15 protein-coding genes are annotated in these 15,106 nt (G+C 62.4%); 9 read left to right on the forward strand and 6 right to left on the reverse strand.

Going from position 1 to position 15,106, the window contains the following annotated elements; all coding sequences use genetic code 11:
• Positions 1-8 precede the first annotated feature (8 nt).
• Positions 9-767: an IclR family transcriptional regulator gene (locus tag ASE80_RS07905; RefSeq protein WP_056858417.1), complete on the reverse strand. Its 759-nt coding sequence runs from the start codon at positions 765-767 to the stop codon at positions 9-11.
• Between the two features lie 288 nt (positions 768-1,055).
• Between ASE80_RS07905 and ASE80_RS07910 the strand changes: the two genes are divergently transcribed.
• From ASE80_RS07910 to ASE80_RS07950, 9 genes are all read left to right on the forward strand, one after another.
• Positions 1,056-2,597, forward strand: coding sequence for an acetolactate synthase large subunit (locus ASE80_RS07910; protein ID WP_056858418.1), 1,542 nt, complete (start codon positions 1,056-1,058; stop codon positions 2,595-2,597).
• An 11-nt stretch (positions 2,598-2,608) separates the two neighbouring features.
• On the forward strand, positions 2,609-4,099 hold the full coding sequence (locus ASE80_RS07915; RefSeq protein WP_056858419.1) for an aldehyde dehydrogenase family protein: 1,491 nt from the start codon (positions 2,609-2,611) through the stop codon (positions 4,097-4,099).
• 27 nt (positions 4,100-4,126) lie between these two features.
• A complete protein-coding gene (locus ASE80_RS07920; RefSeq protein ID WP_056858420.1) occupies positions 4,127-4,921 on the forward strand; it encodes an SDR family NAD(P)-dependent oxidoreductase in 795 nt (264 codons plus the stop codon).
• Between the two features lie 12 nt (positions 4,922-4,933).
• Entirely contained in the window at positions 4,934-5,974 is a 1,041-nt protein-coding gene (locus ASE80_RS07925; protein WP_056858421.1) for a VPS10 domain-containing protein, read from the forward strand.
• Positions 5,975-5,985: 11 nt separating this feature from the next.
• Positions 5,986-6,444, forward strand: a complete 459-nt coding sequence (locus ASE80_RS07930) for a VOC family protein (protein ID WP_056858422.1) — start codon at positions 5,986-5,988, stop codon at positions 6,442-6,444.
• 15 nt (positions 6,445-6,459) lie between these two features.
• Positions 6,460-7,062: an amino acid synthesis family protein gene (locus ASE80_RS07935; protein ID WP_056858423.1), complete on the forward strand. Its 603-nt coding sequence runs from the start codon at positions 6,460-6,462 to the stop codon at positions 7,060-7,062.
• A 160-nt stretch (positions 7,063-7,222) separates the two neighbouring features.
• Positions 7,223-8,830 carry a bifunctional 3-(3-hydroxy-phenyl)propionate/3-hydroxycinnamic acid hydroxylase gene (locus tag ASE80_RS07940; protein ID WP_056858424.1) on the forward strand — a complete coding sequence of 536 codons (1,608 nt, stop codon included), beginning with the start codon at positions 7,223-7,225 and terminating at the stop codon, positions 8,828-8,830.
• Positions 8,827-9,633 (forward strand): 2-keto-4-pentenoate hydratase, encoded by an 807-nt coding sequence (locus ASE80_RS07945; RefSeq protein ID WP_056858425.1) that lies wholly within the window; start codon positions 8,827-8,829, stop codon positions 9,631-9,633. Before ASE80_RS07940 ends, ASE80_RS07945 begins: the two co-directional genes overlap by 4 nt.
• A gap of 50 nt (positions 9,634-9,683) precedes the next feature.
• Positions 9,684-10,625, forward strand: coding sequence for a helix-turn-helix domain-containing protein (locus ASE80_RS07950; RefSeq protein WP_056858540.1), 942 nt, complete (start codon positions 9,684-9,686; stop codon positions 10,623-10,625).
• A gap of 49 nt (positions 10,626-10,674) precedes the next feature.
• Here the strand turns inward: ASE80_RS07950 and ASE80_RS07955 are convergent, their stop codons facing one another.
• From ASE80_RS07955 to ASE80_RS07975, 5 genes are all read right to left on the reverse strand, one after another.
• On the reverse strand, positions 10,675-11,586 hold the full coding sequence (locus ASE80_RS07955; protein WP_056858426.1) for an ABC transporter six-transmembrane domain-containing protein: 912 nt from the start codon (positions 11,584-11,586) through the stop codon (positions 10,675-10,677).
• The gene (locus ASE80_RS07960) at positions 11,574-12,056 is read right to left on the reverse strand and encodes a hypothetical protein (protein ID WP_329606454.1); all 483 of its coding nucleotides are present in this window, start codon (positions 12,054-12,056) and stop codon (positions 11,574-11,576) included. The genes ASE80_RS07955 and ASE80_RS07960 overlap by 13 nt, the downstream gene beginning before the upstream one ends.
• Before the next feature lie 183 nt (positions 12,057-12,239).
• A complete protein-coding gene (locus ASE80_RS07965) occupies positions 12,240-13,331 on the reverse strand; it encodes an ATP-binding protein (protein WP_056858427.1) in 1,092 nt (363 codons plus the stop codon).
• Positions 13,328-14,050 carry a response regulator gene (locus tag ASE80_RS07970; protein ID WP_056858428.1) on the reverse strand — a complete coding sequence of 241 codons (723 nt, stop codon included), beginning with the start codon at positions 14,048-14,050 and terminating at the stop codon, positions 13,328-13,330. The genes ASE80_RS07965 and ASE80_RS07970 overlap by 4 nt, the downstream gene beginning before the upstream one ends.
• 166 nt (positions 14,051-14,216) lie before the next feature.
• Complete coding sequence (locus ASE80_RS07975) at positions 14,217-15,044, reverse strand: AraC family transcriptional regulator (protein ID WP_056858429.1); 828 nt, start codon at positions 15,042-15,044, stop codon at positions 14,217-14,219.
• Positions 15,045-15,106: the final 62 nt, after the last annotated feature.

Genomic DNA, 15,106 nt, shown 5'->3' on the forward strand with positions numbered 1-15,106 from the left:
CCTGAACCTCAGGATGCGGCGGCGCCCGGCGGATTGCGCAGGTTCTCGGCAATCCGGCGGGTGGTGTCCATGACCATTTCAATCACGGTTTCCTGGCGCAGCAGCTTGAAGCTCTGGGTGCTGCCGACGGCGGACAGGCTGCCGATCACCTCGTCGATATCCGGCTGGATGATGGGCGCGGCGATGCCGGTCAGGCCGAGGTTGAGTTCATCATGGGTCATGCAGTACCCATCCTTGCGAATCTTCTTTGTGGCCTTGGCAAAGCTGGCCCAGTCGTACGGGCTTTCCGGGTCGCTGGCCATATGCTCTTCGAACAGACGCTGCAGGCGTCGACCTTTCTGGAAAGCGATCAATACCTTGGACTGCGCGCCGCGAAAAAAGGGCAGCGGATGCCCGCGCCCGAAGGAGAAGTGATACGTGTCGGAGGGTTCGGCAATGTAGGTGTTGATGATGCGTCCGTCGTAGAAGACGCTGGCGAACACCGCCAGGCCGGTCTGCGCCGACAGCTCGTGCATCAACTCGCGCCCCGCCAGAAGGATGGGGTCGTACTGGCGCATCATCCAGTCCAGCTCGATCACGCGCGGCCCCAGGCCGTAGTGGCCGGCGTCCACGCGGGTCAGCAGGCCGGCGTCGCACAATTCCTTGACATAGCGATACGCGGTGGCGCGCGACAGGCCCATGCGCTCGGCGATGGTGTCCGGGTCGATCTTCAACGTCGCCGGACCGAACAGGTCCAGGACATTCAGCAATTTACTCAGGCTGCTCATTTCGTTCCTAGAGAAGGGATGGCATGCGGGTAAGCACTATAGGCGAAAACAGCGCAGATCCAATGCGGGAGCGGTCTTGCGCGTGAAAGCGGTGGGCCAGTGATGGAAGTTACTGACAAACCGCATTCGCGAGCAAGCCCGACCCTGCAGGTCGACAGGCTAAGCTTTTCAGATTTTAAATTTACTTAAATCTCAAATAAAGAGATTTCAGTCATTAAATTCTTGCTTGGTGAGATATATTGTGTGATAAATCTCAACAAAGAAAACGCTCAAGCAAGAGGGCTGACAATGAATGGTGCGCAACTGATAGTGAATGCGGCAGCGGCAAGCGGTATCGAGTACTGCTTCGCCAACCCCGGGACCACCGAGATTCCTCTGGTGGCCGCCATGGCCAGCGCACCTGCTCTCAAGCCGGTGTTGTCGCTGTTCGAAGGGGTCTGCACCGGCGCCGCTGACGGCTATGGCCGGATCGCCGGCAAGCCGGCAATGACCCTGACTCACTTGGGCCCGGGCTTTGCCAATGGCATCGCCAACCTGCATAACGCGCGTCGGGCCAATACGCCGATCGTCAACGTCATCGGCGATCACGCCTCCTGGCATGTCAACTACGATCCGCCCTTGGCCAGCGACATCCAGGCCTTGGCCGGTGCTGTCTCCGGCTGGGTGCGCACCTCGCGCACCGCGTCGGGAATCGGTGAGGATTTACAGGAAGCCGTGCGTGCGGCTTGGCAGGCCAAAGGCCAAATCGCCAGTTTGATTCTGCCCATGGACCTGCAGGCTCACGCAGTGACGCACAACGGTGTGTTCGCACCTCTGCGCGCACCGGTTCGCCGGTTTGCCAGTGACCGGATCGAAACCGTGGCGCAGGCATTGCGTGACGGCAAGCGGCTGGTGTTCATCGTCGGCGATGAGGGCTTATCAGTCGCGGGACTGGAAGCGGCGGGGCGCCTGGCGCAACTGCCCGGCGTGCGCCTGTTTGCCGAGACCTTTCCGCGCCTGAGTTACCGTGGCGGTGGCTTGCCGGACCTGGATCGCCTGCCGTATTTCCCGGAGGTGGCGATTGAAATTCTGGAGCAGTACGACCTGGTCATTTGTGCAGGCGTGCCCGAGCCCATCAGCTACTTCGGCTACGAAGGCATCCCGTCGCGCCTGGCCGAACGTGAACGCCTGCTGACGCTGGCGGAAGTCGGTGACGATGTTTCCGGCGCGCTGACGGCGTTGGCCGATGCCCTGAACGCACCGGCCTATGTGCCGACCCCGGAGGGTATCGAACTGCCGCCCGGTCATGCCGAGCTGACGCCACAATCCATCGGCCAAGTGCTGGCCGCGTCACTGCCCGAAGACAGCATCGTCTCGGTTGAGGGCGGCACCTGCGGCTATCCGTTCTTTACCGCCTCCGCCCGCGCCGCGCGGCATCGGGTATTGACCAATACCGGTGGCGCGATTGGCCAGGGGATTCCGGTGGGGTTCGGTGCCGCCTTGGCGGAGCGCGGCAATAGCGTGTTCTGCCTGCAATCGGACGGCAGTGCCCAGTACACCATTCAAACCCTGTGGAGCATCGCTCGGGAGCAGTTGCCGGTGGTGATCCTGATTGCCGCCAACCATCGCTACGCGATTTTGCAGAACGAGCTGCGCCGTTTCGGCATGACCGAAATGGACCCGCAAGCCCTGCGCCTGACCGTGCTCGACAGCCCGCGTATTGACTGGAAGGCCCTGGCCAAAGGCTACGGGGTACCGGCCTGCACGGTACAGACCAATGCCGAACTGCAACGGGCGCTGGTCAATGCCAAGGCCGACCGTGGTCCTTGCCTGATCGAAATGGCGCTGTGAAGGAGTCGACTATGTATCAGCCCGAATTATTACCTGCCGTCCAGGCGTTCCTGGCGCAGCCCGGTCGCCTGTTCATCGGCGGTACGTGGCAGGACGCCGCCAGCGGTCGCCGCGTTGCCGTGGAAAACCCGGCCACTGAACAGACCCTGGCCGAAGTCGCCCAAGGCGATGAGCGTGATGTGAATGCGGCCGTTGCGGCCGCGCGCGCAGCCTTCACCGGCACCTGGGCCTTGCAGTCAGCGGCGCAGCGCGGCCTGTTGCTGTTTCGCCTGGCCGATCTGTTGGACCAGCACCGTGAGGAACTGGCGCAACTGATCACCCTGGAGAACGGCAAACCTATCGCCAACGCGCGCGGTGAAGCGGCCAGCGCGACGAATATCATTCGCTACTTTGCCGGCTGGCCCACCAAGATCGAAGGCAGCACGCTGCCCGTATCACCGGCCAGCGGCGCGCCGATGCTCAACTACACGTTGCGCGAACCGGTGGGGGTCTGCGCGCTGATCGTGCCGTGGAACTTCCCATTGACCATGTGCGTTTGGAAGCTCGGCCCCGCGTTGGCCACCGGTTGCGTGGCGGTGCTCAAGCCCGCCGAGCAGACGCCGCTGATCGCGATCCGCCTGGTGCAACTGATCGAGGCGGCAGGCTTTCCCGCCGGCGTCGTCAACCTGATCACGGGTCTTGGCGCCGACACTGGTGCACCGCTGGCACAGCACCCCGACGTAGACAAGATCGCCTTTACCGGCTCGACCCAGGTCGGGCGGCTGATCGCCCAGGCGGCCACCGTCAACATGAAAAAGGTCTCGCTGGAGCTGGGCGGCAAGTCGCCGAACATCATCCTGCCCGACGCCGACATTGCGCGCGCCGCCAAGGGGGCCGCCGATGGGATTTTCTACAACCAGGGCCAGGTATGCACGGCGGGCTCACGCCTGTACGTCCACGCCAGTGTGCTCGACCAGGTGCTCGAAGAACTGCAGCGCCACGCCGCCGCCTATGTCCTGGGCAATGGCCTGGACCCGGCCAACAGCATGGGGCCGTTGGTGTCCGCGCGGCAGTTGAACACCGTCAAGGGCTACCTGCAGCGGGGCCAGGAAGAGGGCGCCGAACTGATCTGCGGTGGCGGCCGTCCCGCGCACCTGGAGCATGGGCATTTCATTCAACCGAGCGTGTTCCTCGACCGTGCCGAACGCGCCTGCGTGGCCCGCGAAGAAATCTTCGGCCCGGTACTGACCGTCATGAGCTGGACCGAAATCGATGAACTGGTGTTGCGCGCCAACGATTCGCCGTATGGCCTCGCCGCTGGCCTGTGGACCCGCGACTTGCGTTCGGCGCACCGCGTGGCTGCACAGCTCAAGGCCGGCTCGGTATGGATCAACTGCTGGAACGTGGTCGATCCCTCTTCACCGTTCGGTGGCTACAAACAATCCGGCTGGGGTCGGGAAATGGGCAAGAACGTGATCGACGCCTACACCGAGACCAAAAGCGTGTTTGTCGATCTCGCCTGAACTGAATAATCACAAGAGGAAATGGCAATGGATCTGGAATTGAAAGGCCGCGTGGCGATCGTCACCGGCGGCGGCATGGGCATCGGCAAGGAAGTCGCGCGTTTTCTGTCCGAGGAAGGCTGCAAGGTTGTGATCTGCGCGCGCCGCATGGCGTTCCTGCAGCTGGCTGCCGAAGAAATCACGGCACAGACCGGCAACGAAGTGCTGCCGCTGTTCTGTGACACCAATGACATGAAGGCCGTGTCGGAGATGGTCGATGCTGCGTACAAGCATTTCGGCCGTATCGACATCCTCGTCAACGGTGCCGCGGCCCCGTCCGGCGTGGTGCGTAATGACATCGAACACGCCGGCGACGATGAACTGCTGTCGGACCTCAACACCAAGGTGATCGGCTATTTCCGTTGTGCCAAGGCCGTGACGCCGCACATGAAGGCCGCCGGCTTCGGTCGCATCATCAACATCGGCGGGCTTACCGGGCGCAGCAGCAAAGTGCTTTCGGGCATGCGCAACCTGGCAATCGCGCACATGACCAAGACCCTGTCCGACCAGTTGGGCCCATTGGGCATCACGGTCAACCTGATTCACCCCGGCGTCGTCGATACCCCGCATATCCAGGAGTTGTACGAGCGCGAAGCGGTCAAGCAAGGCAAGACCGCCGAACAGGTCGAGCAAGCCTATATCGACGCCACGCCGATTCGCCGCACCCTGGCACCGATTGAAATGGGCTGGCTGATCGGTTTCCTGGCCTCGCCGAAGGCCGGCGCGGTGACCGGTGAGTCCATCGGCATCGACGGCGGTTTGACCCGTGGCATCTATATCTGAGGAGGATCACAGATGAGTAACGGAACCCTTTTGGTGGCCACCGTCGGGCAGGCGGTGATCCGCAGCGCCGACGACGGCAAGACCTGGCATCGCCTGGGCCTGGGGCAGGACCTCGAGTTCGATGCGATCACCCGCTCCCTCAGCGTGCACCCCGACACGCCCGAGCGCATCTATGCCGGCACCGACGTGGGCTTGTGTGTCAGCCACGACACCGGTGGCCATTGGCAGCGTGTCGATTCGCCGTTCAACGGGCAGACGGTGTGGAAAGTCGCCGTCGACCCGCAGGACGCGCAACGGATTTTCGTCGGCACCGGCGCGCCTTCGCGCGCCGTGTTGTGGCGTACCCTGGACGGCGGCCTGAGCTGGGATCGCGCGCCGGTGGAAATCCCCGAGTTCTGCGACGGCGTCAGTCGCCCACGCCTGCTGGCCTTCGCCTATGACCCCAGCGACCGCAACCAGTTGTGGTTCGGCCTGGAGGAGGGCGGGTTGTTCCATTCCCGTGACGGCGGTGACACCTGGACCCGTGTCGATGACCGCCTGTTGTGGGACTACAACTCGGACATCCACAACATCGTGGTCCTGCCCAATCACGGCGAGAAAGTCATCGTGGTGGTGTGCGTGAACGCGGTCTACCGCAGCCTGGATGAAGGCCTGACCTGGACCGGTATCATCGGCCGCGAAGCCTTCGGTTTGTACTACCTGCGCGCCATGAACGCGCCGCTGGGCACGCAAAACGAGCTGTACCTGAGCATTTCCGACGGTACGCCAGGCACCACCAGCAAGATCCTCGTTTCCCGCGATGCCGCGCTCAGCTGGAACGTCTTGCCCCTGCCACAGCAGCCCAACTCCTGCGTCTGGGCGCTTGCCTTCAACCCGGCCAACCCGCGCCAGATCGTGGCGGGCACCAAGTACGGGCACTTGTTCACGTCCGACAACGGCGGTGATGGCTGGCAGAAGCACTGGCGTGAATTCAGTGAGATCGCCGATGTGCTGTGGACGCCCGCCGTGGCGCAGATCAAGGCCGGGCATCAATCCATCGTCAAGAAGAACTGAGGTAACCGGTGATGAAAGTCAAAATCCTTCGGACCCACATATCGCTGTTTGTGAGTGATCCTGATGTGTCGGCGCGCTGGTATGCCGACATCCTGGGCATGCACGAAAGTGCCCGGGGCGAAAGCTGGGTCATGATGGCGTTTGGCACCAAGCACCACGATATCGCCTTGATTCGTGCAGAACCCGGCGCCCACCAGGGCGGCCTGGGCCTGCAGCACTACGGATTGGAAATCGACGGTGATATGACCACCTTGCGCCAGCTCTACGGCATGTTGCTGGAGAAGGGCGTCGAGGTGGTGAAAATCACCGATCACGAAATCGGCAACGGCCTGTATTTCAACGACCCCGATTGCAATCGCATGGAATTCTTTCTCGAGACCGAGCATGACGATGCGTGCGGCAAGGCCCGCTTCAAGGCCGCCGGCGCGCCGAGTCGCAACATCACGCTTGACCCCCTTGACCCGCTTTGAACCGAGGTTTACCTGATGAAAACTGCAAATTTCGCCAGCTATCACATCCGCAAATGGTACAGCTTCGTTGAAGAAACCCTGGCCAACGAGACCGGTCAACTGGCCGATGGCGAGCCGTTGTTCAAGTATGCCGTGGCCGCGGTGATCGACAACCCGTATGCCGGGCGCTTCAGCCAGGACCTGGCGCAATTGGTCGAGCCGTCGCCGCTGTTGGGCGAAGAATTCGGCCGGCGCATCCAGGCACTCGCCGGCAGCCGTGAAATCATCAGCTACGGCAAGGCTATCCTGGTGGGCAGCGCAGGCGAGTACGAGCACGGTAACGCGCTGCTGACCAACCCGGCCGCCGATCCCATCCGCGTGGCCCTGGGCGGTGGCAAGTCGTGGGTGCCGTCCACCGGCAAGCGTGGCGGCCCAGGTTCGACCATCGACGTGCCGCTGGCGCACAAGGACGCGTTGTATGTGCGTTCGCACTATGACAGTTTCTCCCTGACCTTCGGCGACGGCCCTTCGCCGGATGAAATCGTCGTGATCTGGGCCTTCGCCACGCGCGGGCGTTTGCATGCGCGGTTGGGCGGCCTGAAAGCCGAAGAGGTCAAGGGCCTGGACGGCCTGCACTGAAAACACCCATGTAGGAGCGAGCTTGCTCGCGAAGAACGTTAACGATCACGCGTTCGTTCTGGATAAATGCAGTGCCTATGCGTTCTTCGCGAGCAAGCTCGCTCCAACAGAAATGCGCATGCCCGGACTCAACTCACAACAAGAAAAGCGGTGAATAGCGATGAAGCAGGAGAAGACCCAGGTTGTCATCGTGGGCGGTGGCCCCAACGGGATCACCGCCGCGCACTATATGGGGACATACGGCATCGACTGCGTCGTCCTCGAACTGGCCGACGGCATCCTGCCGTATCCCCGTGCCGTGGGCATGGACGATGAGGCGCTGCGCGTGCTGCAGGGCATCGGCATCGCCGACCTGGCGGTGCGCGACATGATCTGCGATGTACCGCTGCGTTATTACAATGCGCGCGGCGTGTGCTTCGCCGAGGTCAAGCCGAGCACCGCGCATTATGGCTGGCCGATGCGCAATATCTTCATGCAGCAGCTGCTTGAAGGCACCCTGCGCGAACACCTCGGCCAGCACCCCTGCGTCGAGTTGCGCCAGGGCCACGAATTGTTCGAACTCGAGCAGGACGCAGAGGGCGTGACCCTGCAGGTGCGCGATGCCCACGGTGAGCTTTACCAGCTCCGGGCGGACTACGTGATCGGTGCCGATGGCGGGCGCTCCACGGTGCGCAAGCAACTCGGCGTCGAGCTGCTCGGGCTGACCCATCCGCGTAAATGGGTGGTGGTCGACACCGCCAACGACACCCTCGATGCGCCCTTTACCGCGCTGCATGCCGACCCGCAGCGGCCCTTCGTGTGCATCTACCTGCCATACCAGCAGCGCCGCTGGGAATTCATGCTGATGGAAGGCGAGGACGAAGCGAAAATGTGCGAAGAAGCGACGATTCGCCAGTTGATCCACGGGCATATCGGCGATGCCGTGAACGACCTCAATATCATCCGTATCCGTGCCTATACCCACCACTCGCGGGTCGCGGCGCGGTTTGTCGAAGGGCGTGTGGCGCTGGTGGGCGACGCCGCGCATATTTCCCCGCCGTGGGCCGGGCAGGGCCTCAACTCCGGCCTGCGCGACGTGGCCAACGTGGCCTGGAAACTGGCGGCGATCATCCAGGGTCGCGCGGCGCCGTCGATCCTCGCCAGTTACGACCAGGAGCGGCGTGGTCACGCAACCGAGCTGGTGTCCCTGGCCGACAACATGGGCGCGGTACTCGGCCTGACCAACCCGTTGATGGCCGGTGTGCGCGACTGGCTGTTCCAGGCCGTCAACACTGTGGATAACCTGCGCTCGCACTTGCTGGAATTCAAGTTCAAACCCAAGGCCACCATCACCAAGGGCCTGGTCCACCATGAACGGGCCGAGTTGCGTGAGGATGATCTGGTTGGGCAGTTGTTCATCCAGCCGAATATCGAAGACGCCCAGGGCCAGCGTCGGCGCCTCGATGAGGTGCTCGGCAATGGCTACGCCGTACTGGGTTATCGGGTGAACCCGCGCGACCACCTCAGTGAGCCGATGGCCGAGTATTGGGCGCGGTGGGAGACACGTTTCATCCAGGTCAATCGCTCGCGCAGCGGCGTGGGGCGCAACCAGCCGTTGACAGCCAACGCGGCCTTGAGTGTGGAGGACGTGGATAACCGCCTCGGCCAATGGTTCTCCAAGGTGCGCGACTGCATCGTTGTAGTGCGTCCGGACCGTTTCGTCGCGGCGATCACCACCCCTGAGCGGCTTGACGGCGTGCTGCGCAAGCTGGCGGCGCAACTGTCATGAGCAGCGCTGACGAGTTAACCGGCCAACTGCACGAGGCCGGGCGCAGCGCCCGGGCCATCGCGCCGTTGTCGCCCGAGGCGCTGGACAAACAGCAAGGCTATGCGCTGCTGCGCCAGGGTTTGGCGCAGCGCCTGGCAGGCGGCGAGCACCTGAGCGGCTGGAAGGTGGCCTTCGCCGGGCGCGCGGCGCAGGCGCGTTTTGGCCTCGACGAACCGGTATATGGCGCGCTTACGTCGGCCATGGTGGTCGCGCCGGGCAGCACGGTGTCGTTGGCGCGGCTGATCCAGCCCAAGCTCGAGGTTGAACTGGCGCTGGTGTTCGGGCGCACGCTGGTGCCGGGCGACTACAGTGATGCGCAGATTCTGGCAGCGATTGCCGAGGTGGCCCTGGCCTTTGAAATCGCCGATTGCCGCTGGCAGGGTTGGACATTCGGGCTGGGCGCGTTCCTGGCCGATAACGCTGCCGCCGGGCTTTACTGTGTCGGGCCGCGGGTGCCATTCGATGCGGCGCGGCATGCCTGCGTGGAATATCGCCTGGAGCATGCGGGCGCGCTGCTGGGCAGCGGCAATACCCAGGCACGCGAGGACAGCCCGCTGTTCAATCTCTGCTGGCTGGTGCGGCGCCTGTTGGCGGACGGTCATCCCGTGGCGGCCGGGCAGGTTGTGCTGTCCGGCGCGTTACTGGCACCGCTGGAGATACAAACGGGCGCTTATCGTCTGCAGATGCTTGGCACGGAACTGGCTTTGGATTTCCACGCCGGCCCCGCGCCTGCGCAAACGCCCGCTACCGTTATGGATGACTGAGCCCCCTTCAGGCCAAAAAACAAGCATCAGGCCGCCGAGGAATGACCAACATGCTCGCCGAAGTCCGCACCTTCAATGACTCTCAACAGCACGCCGGCTCGATCCAGGGCTGGCAGCAGGTCTATGACCAGCTCGGTCGCGGCTGCCTGACCAGTGAGCTGCGCCAGCTGTCCGGCGATCGCTTCCAGATCTTCCAGGAAGTGCTGGACAAGCGTGTGGTGCAGCATGGCCGCTCGCCCAAGGGCCGCTTGTGCGCGGCCATGTCACTGGGCAGCCCGCCGGTGGTGCAGGGCCAGCAGGTGGGGGCCGAGAGCGTGGTGCTGTTGCGGGACGGCGAGGAATTTGTGCTGCATGCACCGCAGGGCACACATTTCTTCGCCTTGAATGTGGACGCGTTGCGCTTTGCCAGACTGGCGGCGGTCGAGTTGTCCGGCGAGCAGCTCAAGCGTTTGACCAGCGTCTCGGCGCTCAGCGTGGATGAAGCGTTACTGTTGCGCATTCGCCAGCGTATCCATCCACTGTTTCGTCACTTTTTGGAACACGCCGACACGATCAGCCCGGCGGCGGAGAAGATGCTCGAGGATGAATTGCTCGGTGCGTTCCTTGATCTGTTCACCCACGCCGGCGATGAAGTGCGTGGCCGGCGTGGCAACTTCGCGGTCAGTGCGTATCTGGTCAGGCGCAGCCAGGAATTAATCATCGCCAGTGGCGATACCCCGTTGAGCATTCTTGACCTGTGCGAGCAACTGCGCGTGAGCCGCAGGACCTTGCAGAACAGTTTCCAGGCGGTGACCGACATGCGCCCGGTCGAGTACTTGCGCAATTTGCGCCTGAATGCGGTGCGCCGTCGACTGATCGCGACGTCCGCGAGCGAAAAAAACGTCGGCGAGATTGCTGTGGCCATGGGTTTTTTCCACCTGAGCCACTTCGCGACGCATTATCGCGAGCTGTTTGGCGAGTCGCCTTCGGAAACGCGCAGGGCGTCTAGCTGATGCTCCAAGGATCTGATGCACTGCAATCCAAATGTGGGTTCGGCGTGAGTTATCGGTCCAGGCCGGGGTCCACGCGTTTGCCGATGTCCTTGAGCCGCGCCAGTTGATCGATCATCGAGGGCGCTTCGTCCAGGCAACTGACGAAGGTCCACAAATAGGTCATCACCGCGTAGATGTGCCCGGCTTTTATCTGCGGTGCCAGGGCCAGTTGCGTAATCGCGACGACGAACAGCAGCGCCGCCAGCAGGCCAATGGACAGGAAGGCAATGGCCTCGCGGTCGGATAAGCCGATGCGCAGGCGCGACAGCAGGTGATAGTGACGGCGCAGGGTGTGTGCGCCGACTTTTTCCACCAGGCCGATCTCTTTTTCCAGGCGATTGTTCAAGCGCTCGTGCAAGCGCTGGTTGCGCCGCGCAAAGCCAGGCATGAACGTGACGCACAGCAACAGCGCGAGCAGGCACGCCAGGCCGACCCAGGGCTCGATCACCAGCAGCATCGCCGCCGCGCCGACGATCGACACCAGTGCGGTGGCGATGGTTGGTACGTGCTTTTCGAAAAAATCGACGAAATCCCGCGCCAGCACCACGCGCGCCGCTGCCCTGGAGGTGCTGTGGCGTTGCAGGCGCTGGTTGAGAATCACCGGTACCGCAAGGTCGGCGTAGATGCGCGTGAAGGTGCGCGTATCCAGGGCCCGGCGGGCCGCGCCGACCACCCAGAAACCGAGCACGACGGCGGCGTACCACACGGCACTTCCGGCATCGCCACGAATGATCGAGTCGACGGCAAACCCGGCGAACAGCGGATAGGCCAGCAGCAAGGCGTTTTCCAGCGCGACCAGCGACAAGGTGCCGGACAGTTTGCCGGGGTAGGCCCTGGCGATAGCCTTGAGGGTTTGGCTGGCGGATTGCTGCCCCAGCTTTTTACTTTCTTCGAGCAGAATCGGCGGCGTTACGGCTGGCATGGGGCGCCTGTGGGGTACGTGTTGCGTTGATAAATGTCACGGGTGACGTCGAGCAGGTAACGCACTTCGTCGGTCATCAGTAACAGATCAATCTGGACTTCTTCGACAATGATTTCCGCGGTAATCAATATACAAATAGCCGGGGCGATGACCAGCCAGTGGTAGTACGACAGTGTCACTAATGAAACGCACACGCCGATTAACCATAACGCCAAGACACTTTGCGGGGCGTACTTCTGCAGGGGAATCCAGAAGCGTTGCAACTTTCTCAATTTAAACTTGTAGAGCGAAAGTGACGCTTCCAGTTGTTTAAGGTCGATAGCGTTGCGAGCTGAATGCTGTGTCGGCATAACAGTTATCCACGTGAGAACGTTAAACATCAGAGCCAAGCAGGCGACAATGCGGCTATTCTCTGTCCCGGCGCTCATGGCCTGGCAGCGTTTGGCTGAGCCAGGCGAGATTGACTTCACTGACTTCCATCCATTCGCCCCTGGCGGGAATCCTTTCGCAACTCATGAAAGCAATACAACGTCCGTGTGTGTCCAGTAAGGCAAAGTGGCGGTATTTTCTTGCCCGCTTGAACAGGCCAATACACAAACGCATGCCATCACCTTGGTGGGTATTCATATACAGCGGGTTTGTTTCAGCGGGTATCAGGTCTGGGCAGTGAAACGTGATGCTGCGGGCCAACTGAGTTCAAACAATGTGCCGCTGTTTATCAATGTTCGACACGTCACCGCGCCGCCGTGGGCGATGGCTATCGCGCGCACCACCGCAAGACCCAGTCCACTGCCGCCCTGGGCGCGCGAGCGTGAACTCTCGCCACGCTGGAACGCCTCGAAAATATGCTCGGCGAACGCCGCATCGATCCCCGGACCTTCATCCGCGACCCTCAGGAAGTGACCGCGCTCGTCACTGCCCAATTCAATGCTGACAGTGCCCGGCGTGGCATGCCGGCGAATATTGTCGAGCAGCGCCAGCAAGCCCTGGCGGATGCGACCGGGGTCGCAGTAGACGGGGCCCTTGCGCAGGTTCAGCTGCAGGCTAAAGCCGGCGCTGTTCAAGCTCGGCTCGAACAGCCGCGCTTCGGCTTCCAGTGCGTCGGCCAGTTCCACCTCACTGAGTGCCAGGACCAGGTGGCCGTTATCGCCCATGCCTACCACGCGCAGGTCTTCGACCAGGCGGGTCAAGCCTTCGACCTGGCCGAGCAGGCTGTAGAACTGCGCGGTGTCCGGCTCGAAAACGCCCTCGGCCAACCCCTGCAGGCGGCCGCGCAGGATCGTCAGCGGGGTGCGCAGTTCATGGGCAATGGCGGCATTCCAGAAGGCTTGCTCCTCGGCCATGTGTTTGAGTCGATTCGCCATGCTATTAAAGTCATCCACCAACAGAGCGGCTTCGCCCAGGGAAAGATCGGGCGCCACGGCGCGTGCATCCAGGTCGCCGGCAGCCAGGCTGCGCAGGCTCGTTGCCACCGAATTGAGCGGCATCAGAATGCGCTTGGACAACTTGACCGCCATCGCCACGCCCAAGCTCAGGCTGACGCAGGTAATCAGGCTCATCCACAGCCATTCCACGCCACTGGGCAGCCATTCATCCGCTTCCAATTCCAGCTGCGTGGGCGGCGACAGGCTCCAGAGCACGGCGTAGAACACATAGGAGCCCACGACCGCGAGCGCAATCACGCACAGGACCACAGCCGACATCGACAAAATGATCTGCCGGCTCAAACTGTTGGGCACTCTCATGCCTGGCTCCCGAACCGGTAGCCGACGCCACGGATGCTGGTTGGTACGCCGTGCAGGCCGAGGTCTTCGATCTTGCGGCGCAACTTGCTGATATGGCTGTCGACGGTACGTTCCAGGCTGTCGCTCTCCGGCGAGCAGAGCACCAGCAGTTCGGCACGGCTGAACACGCGGCGCGGTGCCTTGGCCAGCTGTGCGAGCAGGTTGAATTCGGTCACCGTGAGGTGCAACGGCTGTTTTCGCGTGCCGATGTAGACGTTCACTTCATGGCTGTCGATGTCGATTTCAAAGGCGTCGACGCGCACCACGCTGTGGCCGGCGCCGCGGTCACTGCAACGGCGCAGCACCGCCTGGATCCTGGCGATGACTTCCGCCGGGTTGAAGGGTTTGACGATGTAATCGTCCGCGCCGATGCGCAGGCCCATCAGCTTGTCCATGTCCTGGTCGTGTGCCGTCAGCATGATTACCGGTGTATTGCCGCGATGACGCAATTCCGCCAGCACCATCCAGCCGTCCAGCTTGGGCATCATCACGTCGAGCAGCACCAGGTCGGGCTTGAGCTGTTGATGCAGTTCCAGCGCGCGCCGTCCGTCCTGCGCATGCGCGGTGCGAAAACCGGCGCGCTTGAGGTAGGCCGTGAGGATATCGGCGATTTCCGGCTCGTCTTCGGCGATCAGCACCAGCGCCTGGTTGGCGGGCGATGCGAGGAGTGATTCAGTCATGGTCTGCTCGTTCGATGTGCGGTGTTGCGGTTCAATGCGCTAAACATGCACTGTTTTCCAGCAACGGAGTGAATGATGCACCGCAAGCATGCACGTTCAGCGAAGGGTTTGTGGAGAATTGATGGAGAGGCGAATTATTGTTTTCGCAGCCCGGGGGGGCGGGCGCTCAGGCGAAGCGGATGCGCTCGTTGTAGGCGCTCTGCAGCATTTTGCGCTGGTAATCGCAGGGCGTGGTACTGACCAGCTTCTTGAAGTCGCGCAGGAAGTGCGACTGATCGGAAAAGCCCAGGTCCAGGGCCAGTTCCGAGAACGATACATCGTGCCGGGTATTCAGGCTTTCCAGCGCCGCCTGGCAGCGAATGATCCGGCAGAACGTCTTGGGCGAGAGGCCGGTGTCCTGGCTGAACTGGCGGTGAATGGTACGGCTGGTGTAGCCGCTGAGGTCTTCCAGGTGCTGGATGCGCAGGTCGCCGCGATGGGCCAGCGTCTGCTGGATGACCATCGCGGTGAGCTTCGAGGTACGGCCCATCAGGCGCGGGGCGAGATAGTCGTTGAACAGCTTGATCTGGTCCTGCAGCAACGGGGCGTTGACGATGCTTTCGAAAATGCGCTGGGCGAACGCCGACACTTGCAGCAGGTCCCATTCCTGTTCGGTCAGGTCCTCGGCCATCACATTGATGAAGCCCGGAATCACCCCCGGCGCAAAGCGCACGCCGAAATAATGATGGCCCTGCAGCAGTTCGACCCGCTGGGCCTCCAGCGGGGTGCCGCAGATCCTCACGCTGGGACGCGTTGCGTCGCAGTCGAACACGATGTCCACGCAGCCGTCCGGCACCGCCAGCAGGTCAGCCGAGTGGACGACATCGAAGGCGTAGAAATGCGAAATCGCCGGGTGTTCGGAGGGCATGACCGAATACCGAGATGAGTTGAGTACGAACCAGGGTTGTTCGTAAGCAGTGTGCTGCCGCAGGGTCGGTGAACACAGGTTGAGCATGACCGGACCTTCAGGTGGATATATGCGGGAATATTCACGCATTTTTCACGCCAACTCCGAGG

This window comes from Pseudomonas sp. Leaf15, from assembly GCF_001421425.1.
Taxonomy (GTDB): Bacteria; Pseudomonadota; Gammaproteobacteria; order Pseudomonadales; family Pseudomonadaceae; genus Aquipseudomonas; species Aquipseudomonas salomonii.